We start from the raw sequence: 10,605 nt of genomic DNA on the forward strand, positions 1-10,605 counted from the left end.
AACCATCGACAAGGGCGAGATCATCTTGTTTGGCGAGGGCTACATTCATGCGGGCGACAATCCCAACGCGGCGCAGATCCGCCGTGGCGTGCAGCGCATTGGCATGGTGTTCCAGAACTTTAACCTGTTCCCCCACCGCACCATTCTCGACAACGTGACCCTCGCGCCGCGTTATCACGGCCGCGACCGGGCCATAAGCGAGCATCGCGCCTATGCCCTGCTGGACAAGGTCGGACTGCTGGCCCATGCGCACAAATACCCGCATCAGTTATCCGGCGGTCAGCAACAGCGCGTGGCGATTGCACGGGCGTTGGCGATGGATCCGCAGATCATGCTGTTCGATGAGCCCACTTCTGCGCTGGACCCGGAGTTGGTAGGCGACGTGCTAAAGGTCATCGCCGACCTGGCAAAAGAGGGCATGACGATGCTCATCGTCACCCACGAGATGGACTTCGCTTTGTCGATTTCCGATCGGGTGATCTTCATGGAAAACGGCATCGTGCAGGTAGACGCCGCCCCCCAGACCATCCTTGCCGATCAGTGCGGCGAGCGGGTGCGCAGGTTCATGGGGCTGGAGAACGCCATTGCGCAACCGGTCCCTGCGCGCAAAGAGGCGTGAGCCTTACAGCCCCAGCATCAACCCGCTCAAGCGCTTGACCTTGCGTCGCAGTGCTTCTTCGAACACGCCCTGACGGGGCTCGATCAGGCTGAACCAGTTTTTTGCCCGGGTGATGCCGGTGTAGATCAGCTCCTTGGTCAGCACCGGATTCAGCGCCTCCGGCAGAATCAGCGCGGTGTGCGCAAACTCCGAGCCCTGGGATTTGTGCACCGTCATCGCGTACACCGTTTCAACATCATTGAGCCGACTCGGCAGCACGAAGCGTACGCCGCCGCTGCCGTCGTTACGCGGGAACGCGACACGCAGCGCCTGGCGGTTCTCCTCGATCGGACCCTCGGGCAGGCGCAAGGCAATGCCGATATCGCCGTTCATCAAACCCAGCCCGTAGTCATTGCGCGTCATCAGCACCGGGCGGCCTTCATACCACTGGTGATCACTCTCGATCAGCCCGGCAGCAAACAACGTTTCAGTGATCCGTCGATTCAGCCCCTCTACGCCCCACGGCCCCTTGCGCACGGCACACAACAACTGGAACTCATCGAACGCATGCAGCACGTGCCGCGCCCACTCAACGCAGCGCGGGTCCTCGATCTGGGTCAGGCCTTGCGGGCGCTGTGCGTGCAGGACGCCCAGATAATGACGATAACCTTGCGGACCGTCGGCGTGACCGTCGAGCAGCAGCCGCGACAGCGCGCGATCCTGCTCACCCTTGAGCACCAACGAAAACAGGTCCGGGTATTGGCGAGCCGCGAGCAATGCGCGCGCTTCCTGGTCCTGCTGCTGATTGACGCGGTTCGCTAACTGGCCAATGCCACTGCCCGCCACGAAACGCCGGGAATGCCGCAGCATGACCACCTGTTGCGCCAGCGCGTGATGCTGCTCATCGCCCTGCTGCAAGGCGCTTTTGGAAAGGTCCTCGCCGCTGACCGATTCGAGCCACGCCTGGGTCTGCGGGCTGTACATGCCGGCCTCCGCGTCGCGGCACAAATCACCCAGCACCGCGCCCGCTTCAACCGACGCCAATTGATCCTTGTCGCCCAACAGCACCATTCGCGCGTGGGGTGGCAATGCGTCGAGCAGATTCGCCATCATTTCCAGGTCGATCATCGAGGCTTCATCGACCACCAGGACGTCAAGCGGCAGCGGGTTGCCCACGTGATGACGGAAATGCCGCGTGCCCGGCCGACTGCCCAGCAGGCGGTGCACCGTCGTGACCTCGCTGGGGATTTTCTCCCGCACGTCTTCCGGTACTTGCAGCGACTGCACCTGATGACTGATCGACTCGGTCAAGCGTGCTGCCGCCTTGCCGGTCGGTGCCGCCAGGCGAATCCGCAACGGTTTGCCGCGCTCTACCGCTGGCGATTGCAGCAGTGCCAGCAAACGCACGACGGTGGTGGTTTTGCCCGTACCGGGGCCGCCCGTGATGATGCTGAACGCACCACGGGTTGCCAGTGCGCACGCCAGCTTTTGCCAATCGATCAACGCGTCGGGTGCGGGGTTGGCCGGACCGAACAGCGCGTCCAGACGCTGGGGCAAATCGCTTGGGCCCGTTTCCACCTGAGCCAGTCGACGACGCAACGCTGCATCGATCCGCCGTTCATAGGTCCAATAGCGGCGCAGGTACAAGCGCCGATCGGATAGAACCAAGGGTTTCTGCGCCGCTGCCTCGCTCATGTCTCCCGCACGGGCAACCAGCGTGCTGGCTTCCAGCGCCTTGCACCACGTCGCGCCGTCGAGCGATTTGAGCAACGAGGACGGCAGCAGCATCGGTGTCGACAGCACATCGCCTTCGGGCGGCAGGGACAAGGCGAAGTCCGGTTCTTTCAGGGTCTCGTAAAGGTCCAGGCAAACGTGGCCGTGGCCCAACTGGTGGCTGGTCAACGTGGCTGCCAACAACACCAGCGAATCGGCCGCGGGATCGAGGTCAGCCAGAAACGCCACGAAAGCTTTGTCCAGCGCGCGCAACCAGCCTCGTTCAACCCAGCGCTGCAGCAACAGCAGCAAGTCGTCCACCCGGCTGAGAGGCTTCAGGTCGGCCAGGCTGTCGGGGTCAAGCGCGGTGGGCAGCAAATGAGCGAATGTGCGGTTCATGCGAGGTCTCCTGACAGCGCTTCGGCCTCGATCGGTGCTTTGCCCTGAAACAGCAGATCAAGGCTTTCAATCAACTCGCGCGGCGGCCGCGTGAACCATGCGCCCTGGCTCGCTGCGCGGCTGCCGCGCACGAACAGATACACCGCGCCGCCCATGTGCCGGTCGTAATCGTAGTCGGCAAGCCGCGCCTTGAGCTGACGGTGCAAGGCCAACAGGTAAAGCACGTATTGCAGGTCGTAGCGGTTGTCCAGAATGGAGTTCTCCATCGCCTGCTCGGTGTAGGCATCGTCGTCCACGCCCAGCCAGTTGGACTTGTAATCCCCGACAAAGTAACGGCCTTCGTGCTCGAACGTCAGGTCGATGAAGCCCTTGAACATGCCGTTCAGCGAAGCCGTTTCAGCGGCGGCCCGAGGCGCACCGTTGTGGGTGTAGCGGCGAACCAGCGCGTCCATCTGCGCCACATCGACTTTCGAGCAGGCGAACCAGAACTCCATTTCGACGCGGTACTGATTCGGCTGATCCAGCCCGCACAAGGCCATTGGCTGCACGTCCGCGCCCAGGCGCAGCGGAAGGGTCAGCAGGTGCTGCAGCCAGTCGGTCAGTGTGTTGATCCAACCTTTCCAGTCGCGACGATTGCAGCGTTGGGCAACCACTTTATCGAGCGATAGCGGATCGGCAGCCGCTTCGGCAAAGCCCTTTTCGCCCGCCCACTCCAACAGGCCGTGCAGGAAGGTGCCGGGGTTGGGGCCGCGCGGGAATCGGTGAATGTCGCCGCCGCTGGCCATTGCCTCGCGCGGCGCATCCGGATCGAGACGTTCGTCGTCGAACAGCTTTTGCGCCTGCGGGCTGTCCGGGGACTGATCGCCGCTGTCGGTGATGGTGTCGCCGATGCGCAACGCACTGTAGGAGGCGATCCACCAGTTCTCCCGCGCGCTGCGTCGGGGCATGCGAGGCTTGCTCAACGCGACCTCGTTGCGCGGCGCGCTGAAGGACTCGGTGGTGGGCAGCGGCACAGGTTCCACCCTCACGGCCGGGTGGTCTTCTGCCAACGATCGCAACCAGTGGCCCAGTGCTGTTGACTCTGCCAACTTCTGCCCGCCGCCGAGCAAGTAACCCAGCGCCGAACGATGCAGGATCGACGCGCCGTTACTGCCGCGCTTGAGGTCTGCAACGCCGAGCCAGCAGGCGTGTTGCGCACGGGTCAGTGCCACATACAGCAGACGCAGGTCCTCCGCCAGGCGCTCATCATCCGCCTGCTCGATCAACGCCGCCGTGGGCTTGAGACTGATCTGCGCGTGGCCGTCGGCGTCGTGGAAGTGCAGCGGCAGGCGGCTGCCGTCCACGGGCTTCGTCGAACAAATGAAGGGCAGGAACACCAGCGGGTATTCCAGGCCTTTGGATTTGTGAATGGTCACGACCTTGACCAGCTGCTCATCACTTTCAAGGCGCAGGATCTGCTCTTCCCCGGCTTGACCGGAAAGCGCCAGATGCTCGCTCAGATGACGAATCAGGGCCTGCTCGCCGTCCAGCTCGGCGGCGGCCTGCTGCATGAGTTCGCTGAGGTGCAGCAGATTGGTCAGCACTCGCTCGCCATCGGTTCGCTGAACCAGCGCTTGCGGTAATTTGAAGTCGTGCAGCAGCCGTCGCAGCATCGGCAGCACGCCTTGGGTGCGCCAGATGCGTCGGTAGTCTCGGAACTGCATGACGCGGTTTTCCCACGCCAGCTCGTCCTGATTCAGTAGCTCAAGTTCGGCCAGTGGCAATGCGAGGGTGATGCAGGCCAGGGCGGCGCGCAGGGTTCGCTCGGCGTCAGGTTCGGCGCAGGCTTTGAGCCAGGCGAGCACATCATGGGCTTCCTGTGCGGCGAATACCGAGTCCTTGTCCGAGAGATACACGCTGCGCACACCGCGGGCCGACAACTCGCCACGGACGGCTTGTGCTTCCTTGCCATCACGCACCAGGATCGCAATGTCGGCAGGCAGTATGTTCTTCAAAGAGTCGCCGTCTTTGACAAAACCCGCTTGCCCTTGTTGGCCGGCGTTGAGCAGACGGACGATCTCACTGGCGCAGCTCGCTGCCAGTTGTTCTCGATAAACCGTGCCCGATACCGGCTGATCGGTTTCCAGCTGCCAGACGTTGAGCGCCGCGAGGACTTGCCCACCGACTTGCAAACTTTCTTTGCGGCCCTGAGACCCGACCGCCAGGAACGGCACGGGATTGTCCTCAGGCGTGCGGAACAGAAACGCACCGCGACCGGCCTCGCTATCTTCCGCGCGCATGAACACATGGTTCACGGCATCGACCATCGCATGGCTGGAACGGAAGTTCGTGCCCAGCGTGTGCAAACGTCCTGTGGTGGCCTGACGGGCCCGCAGGTAGGTGTAGATGTCGGCGCCGCGAAACGCATAGATCGCCTGCTTCGGGTCGCCGATGAGGAACAACCCGGTGCTTTCGTCATTGGCTTCAAGCCGATAAATGCTGTCGAAAATGCGGTACTGCACCGGGTCGGTGTCTTGGAATTCATCAATCAACGCAACGGGGAACTGCTCGCGAATGAGAGTCGCCAGACGCTCGCCACCGCTGCCGCGCAAGGCAGCATCCAGACGCAGCAGCATGTCATCGAAGCCCATTTCAGCGCGGCGTCGCTTCTCTTCTTCAAAGCGCGCGCCGACCCATTGCGCAGCGTGTTCGAGCACCGCGGCATCGGGCGTGGGTAGCGTGTCCAGCGCGACCTTGAGCTCAACCATCGCTTCGAACGCGGGATGCGAAGGCGGATTGTTCTTCCAGGCTTCGGCGATGCCGTCCGGAGTCAGCCGAGTGAAGCCGGTGCCGAGGTCCAGTTGCTCCTGCTCATCGTCATTGGCCCAGGCAATCAGCTTGTCGAACCAGGGCCGAAAATAACGCTCCTGCATCTTGCGGCCATCGACCACTTTGCACGCCACCCCGTCGATGCAGATCGCATGCAACTCAGCAGCCCAGTTGGCCCATGGTGCCTTCAGTTGCCTGAGGGCGTCGCGACGCTCCTGGATCGACTGCTCGATAATCTGCGTCGGTGTCTGCGTCACGATCGCGCGTTCACTGCCGAACAGCGCACGCACTCTGGGCAGCAGCGCTGCGGGGCCGCTCCAGTTGTCGCGCACCCAGAGCAGCGCGTCACCGCTCATGGGGTAACAGAACTTGCGCCAGTAATCGCGTAGCACTTCGCCGAGCAGATCGCTGTGATCGGTTTCCAGGCTTTGGGTGAACAGGCTGCCGCTGTCGAAAGCGTGCTCACGCAGCATGCGCTGACACCAGCTGTGAATCGTCGAAACCGCCGCTTCGTCCATCCACTGAGCCGCGATGTCGAGACGACTGGCGCAGCCGGGCCATTGCTCGATGGCGAACTCGTCGCGCAAACCGGCGATCAATGCGTCAGGCGCTTCGATTTCTTCACGGAAGAACCGAGCGGCCTCGGCCAGTCGCGTGCGAATACGATCGCGTAATTCCTTGGTCGCCGCGTCAGTGAACGTCACCACCAGGATCTGCGGCGGCAACAGCTCACGGCCGAACCCCGAAGCCTCGCTGCCATGCCCTAGCACCAGGCGCAGGTACAGCGCCGAGATGGTGAACGTCTTGCCAGTGCCGGCACTGGCTTCAATGAGCTGGCTGCCTTTAAGCGGGAAGCGCAGCGCCAAAGGTTGTTGTGCATTACTCATGCGCCGGCCTCCTCGCGAGACAGGGTTTGCCACGGGGCTTCAAAAATAGGTTTGTACAACGCCTCACACCAGCCGATGAATTCTTCGCTGCCCAACAAGGCGTCGAAATCCGGGAACTGTCGTGCCAGCGCGGTATTTTCGGCACGTTCACCCTTGGTGTTTTGACCGTCGCCTTCATAGGCTTTGCGCGCAGCGCTTTCGGCTTTGACCTCATCGCTCTGTCCGAGCCAGGCAAATGCCGTTTTTACGGCAACCGGCAGCGGTCGCTGCATGCCTTGATGCCAAGCCAGCAACAGGTCATTGAGGGTGCGCGTGGCCGTGTCTTTGTCCAGCGGTGGCAGCAAGAGGGTTTCGTCGCTGGCCACCAGCGCGGTCGTCAACGGCAGATCACACGCGCAGGCAACGAGATGGTTGACCCACGGTTTGGTGAGGCGATGCCACTTACGCGTCTTCTTGCTGGCAATCGCGTTGGGGATAGCGGTGATTGCGAGTAATTCATTTTCGGGGTTCTGATAAAGCCCATCGACCCAGCCATCAAGTTCGACGCCTTGATGCTGATAGCTGACCGGCAGCGCGCTGTGCAGCCGAACCGGCCAGCGGATCAGCAGGTCATGGTAGCGAGCAACGAGATCCGGCAATGGTTCGATCAGCTCATCCTGCAGCAACGTGCCGAACCCGGCCATTGGCAGCAAGCCGCTGCCCTGCAGGCGCGTTGCCTGGGCATTCAGCGACGCCTGAACGTGCTCAGGGTCTGTGAGTGCAGCTTGCAACAGGCTGTCGCTGAGGCCATAGCGTTCAAGAGCGTCAACCACAAAGGGCTCCTCGTCTGCCAGCGGCGCTTCGGCGACCTCAAAGAATATCTTCAAGCGCTGACTGAAGAAGTGCTTGACCGGATTGCGCAGGAAATCCTGCAGCTGCATCAGGCTCAAGGGCTCTTCCTGCCGGTGCTTTTCAAGCGGCTTTGCTTCGCCTGCTTCGGTGACGGCTTCGTGCAGCACCTGCCACTCGCGGGCGAAGCTGAAGAACTCCGGGTTCTCCTGGAAATACTTGCTGCTGAACGGCTGCAGCGGATGCTCGACTGTAAGCGTATGCAGCAGCTGCTGGCCCGGATCACGCCTTTTGTCGTCCTCGGGCTCGATTGCATCGGCCAACCGCCAACCGCTGGAAAGATGGTCGCGTAATTGCCCGATGAGCACCGATGCCGGACGCTCGGAGTTGTCGCGAATGCTGCGCCCCACCCAACTGATGTAAAGCTGATCGCGGGCCGACAGCAGCGCCTCAAGCAACAGATAGCGATCATCTTCTCGACGGGAACGGTCACCGGGACGGTAGTCGCTGCCCATCAGGTCGAAATCAAGCGGCGGCTGCGCGCGCGGGTAATCACCGTCATTCATGCCGAGCAGGCAGACAATCTTGAACGGAATGGCGCGCATCGGCATCAGCGTGCAGAAGTTGACCGAGCCTGCCAGAAAGCGCTGTGACAAGCGCCCCTGATCCAGCCCGGCCAGCCAGGCTTCGCGTACCACCGTTAACGGTAATTCCTCTTCCAGGCTGACCGTCTCGCACGTCTGCAGCCAGGTTTCCCGCAGCGTTTCCAGCTGACTCAGCAGATAGTCGTCGTGCTCGCTGTCGGCCATGAAGAACAGCTGCATGATCGCTTGCAGCCGCACACCCCATATCGCAGGCGTCGCGGGCTGAGAGAGTTCGTTGTGAGCCACCTGAAGCGCATCTATCAGCGAAACGAGCGGGCCGATCAACGCCGCATCCAGCCCGCCGATTTCGTCATACGGCTGAATGCCGTCGTACGCCGCACCCGCACCCACCGCATAACCCAGCAACATCCGGCGCAGACCGAAATGCCAGCTGTTCTGTTCAAGCTGCTCCTGCAGCCCCAGCCCTTCGCGCTGTTTCGCATTAAGCCCCCAACGCACACCTGCCCCTTCAATCCAGCGATGCAGGGTCGGCAGGTCGCGCTCATCAATACCAAAGCGCGCCCGTAAGGCGGGAACGTCCAGCAGATCGACAATTTCACTGACCGGGAATCGGCTATCGGGGATTTTCAGCAAATGCTCGACGGCGATCAGCAAAGGATCGCGGCCACGTTGGCCCTGGTCTGCGAGGGTGAAAGGGATGAAGCGGCGATCGTCTCGATCCAGCTGGCCGAACACTGCGCGTATATGAGGGGCGTAGCTGTCGATGTCCGGCACCATGACAATGACGTCACGTGGACGAAGATCCGGGTCCTTACTGAAACGCGCGAGCAGTTGGTCGTGCAGCACCTCCACTTCCCGCTGGGCACTGTGAGCGATGTGAAAGCGGATCGAGCGGTCGGTTTTGATATCCACAGGCGGCCAGACTTCGCGGGTCTCGCTCAGTGGGCGCAGCTCAAGGATATCGTCTTGAAGTTGATTCAAGAGCGTGTTGGGCTCGTTTTCGCTGAACAGGTCGATGCGCCCGTCACGAAATATCGAACGGTAGCTGTTGGGGTCGTCATGGCTGTCGAGCAAATTGATGTAATCACGGCCCTGCTTGCCCCACGCGGCAAGCAAGGGGTGAGCGTGCTGGTGCAGTGCATCAGGGTCCAGCACGACCGGCATGCCCGGCTTTCGAGACTGGCGTTTGTATTCGTGACGCAGGAGGTCTTTGTCCGCCACGATATCTGCCCAGTGATGGCGGCAAGGGTTGTGAACGCAGAGCAGGACCTGACTAAAACGCGCCAACCCGGCAAGCGCCTCAAGTGCCTGGGCCGGCAGCGAGGAGATACCGAACACAATCACTCTGGCAGGAAGACCGGAGAGTGGCTCAGTCAGGCTGTTGATGCATTCGATGTAACGCTGGTGCACGCCCGCACGACTCTGGGCCATTCCCTCCGCCCCGACGTCATGCAGCAGCGCGCGCCATAGTTCGGCTTGCCAGCAATTCTCCGCTTTAAGCGGCTTGGCCTCTCCCCTCACCGTTCTGAGTTGGTGCTTGCCTGCGGCCCAATCCTCAAGCCAGTCGGCGCGGTAGACCTGATATTGGTCAAACAGGTCAGCCAGCCGCTCTGACAACTGGTAGCGCTTGCGCAGATCGGTATCAGCCGTCAGGAACCGCTGCAACGGCTCGAAATGGGGCTGGTTGATCAGACAGGGCAGCAGGCGCATCAAACGCCAGGTCAGCGGTGCTTTATCGAGCAATGAGGTTTCGGGGATCTCTGCTTTGCCTAGCACCGCACGGTAGAGCTGCCACATGAAGCTGCCAGGGAGCTGGACATCAATGGCAGCGGCGATACCGCAGCCACCTTGATCATCTTCTTGCGCATCTTCCGCCAGAGCGAGCTTCAGCCACTGCGCAATACCGTTGCTCTGTACCAGCGCTACCTCGTTTTCGAGGGGCATCAGGGGGTAACGCCGCATCCATGACACCACAAGGCCACGCAGCTCATCCAGGCGGTTTCCATGGACCACCATGAACCCGGGGTTGAGATTGGATGTCACCGGCATAGCTGCGTCCCTTGGTCTTTCAAAGAGAGGAAGACTAACAGAGGGAGAGGGGTCATTAGCGGCCGATGTTGGTCGAGCGGTAGGTCTGGTCACGCGATGTTTGTTTACGTGCAGATTATGCTCTAGCTTTTTGCGCCCAAAAAACAAAACCCCATCTGCGTTAGCAGATGGGGTTTCGGAATTTAATCTTGACGATGACCTACTCTCACATGGGGAAACCCCACACTACCATCGGCGATACATCGTTTCACTGCTGAGTTCGGGATGGGATCAGGTGGTTCCAATGCTCTATGGTCGTCAAGAAATTCGGGTACCGAACCGTCTTTCGACGTGTCGGTAAATCAGGTATGTGATAGCGCAGGTAACGTTGTGCGTCGTGTGCGGCAAACTTTCGGTTCGTGTCGTCTTCACAGTCACCGCAATCTGGTGGCTTCTTGCAAAGCCTGCAGATTGCTTGGGTGTTATATGGTCAAGCCTCACGGGCAATTAGTATGGGTTAGCTCAACGCCTCACAGCGCTTACACACCCCACCTATCAACGTCGTAGTCTTCGACGGCCCTTCAGGGAACTCAAGGTTCCAGTGAGATCTCATCTTGAGGCTAGTTTCCCGCTTAGATGCTTTCAGCGGTTATCTATTCCGAACATAGCTACCCGGCAATGCCACTGGCGTGACAACCGGAACACCAGAGGTTCGTCCACTCCGGTCCTCTCGTACTAG

The 10,605-nt window shown here is 61.1% G+C and carries 4 protein-coding genes and 2 rRNA genes; 1 reads left to right on the forward strand and 5 read right to left on the reverse strand.

From position 1 onward, the window contains the following. A partial coding sequence (locus VF672_RS23080) for an amino acid ABC transporter ATP-binding protein (protein WP_331107280.1) occupies positions 1-619 on the forward strand: 619 nt, incomplete at its 5' end. 3 nt (positions 620-622) lie between these two features. On the opposite strand, the gene recD is transcribed toward VF672_RS23080, so the two are convergent. The 5 genes from recD to VF672_RS23105 all read right to left on the reverse strand — a co-directional run. Next, positions 623-2,710, reverse strand: coding sequence for an exodeoxyribonuclease V subunit alpha (gene recD, locus VF672_RS23085; protein ID WP_331107283.1), 2,088 nt, complete (start codon positions 2,708-2,710; stop codon positions 623-625). Beyond that, positions 2,707-6,405: an exodeoxyribonuclease V subunit beta gene (gene recB, locus VF672_RS23090; protein WP_331107285.1), complete on the reverse strand. Its 3,699-nt coding sequence runs from the start codon at positions 6,403-6,405 to the stop codon at positions 2,707-2,709. Before recB ends, recD begins: the two co-directional genes overlap by 4 nt. After that, positions 6,402-9,887, reverse strand: coding sequence for an exodeoxyribonuclease V subunit gamma (gene recC / locus VF672_RS23095; protein ID WP_331107287.1), 3,486 nt, complete (start codon positions 9,885-9,887; stop codon positions 6,402-6,404). Before recC ends, recB begins: the two co-directional genes overlap by 4 nt. A gap of 186 nt (positions 9,888-10,073) precedes the next feature. Beyond that, positions 10,074-10,189 (reverse strand): 5S ribosomal RNA (gene rrf, locus VF672_RS23100). 163 nt (positions 10,190-10,352) lie between these two features. Further along, positions 10,353-10,605 (reverse strand): 23S ribosomal RNA (locus VF672_RS23105); the annotation flags it as partial.

It is taken from the genome of Pseudomonas sp. (genome assembly GCF_036387035.1).
Classification (GTDB): Bacteria; Pseudomonadota; Gammaproteobacteria; order Pseudomonadales; family Pseudomonadaceae; genus Aquipseudomonas.

Bases quoted from the DNA above. Each gene is read 5' to 3' on its own strand.
- recB (WP_331107285.1), bottom strand. From the start codon at position 6,405: ATGAGTAATGCACAACAACCTTTGGCGCTGCGCTTCCCGCTTAAAGGC.
- recC (WP_331107287.1), bottom strand. From the start codon at position 9,887: ATGCCGGTGACATCCAATCTCAACCCCGGGTTCATGGTGGTCCATGGA.
- recD (WP_331107283.1), bottom strand. From the start codon at position 2,710: ATGAACCGCACATTCGCTCATTTGCTGCCCACCGCGCTTGACCCCGAC.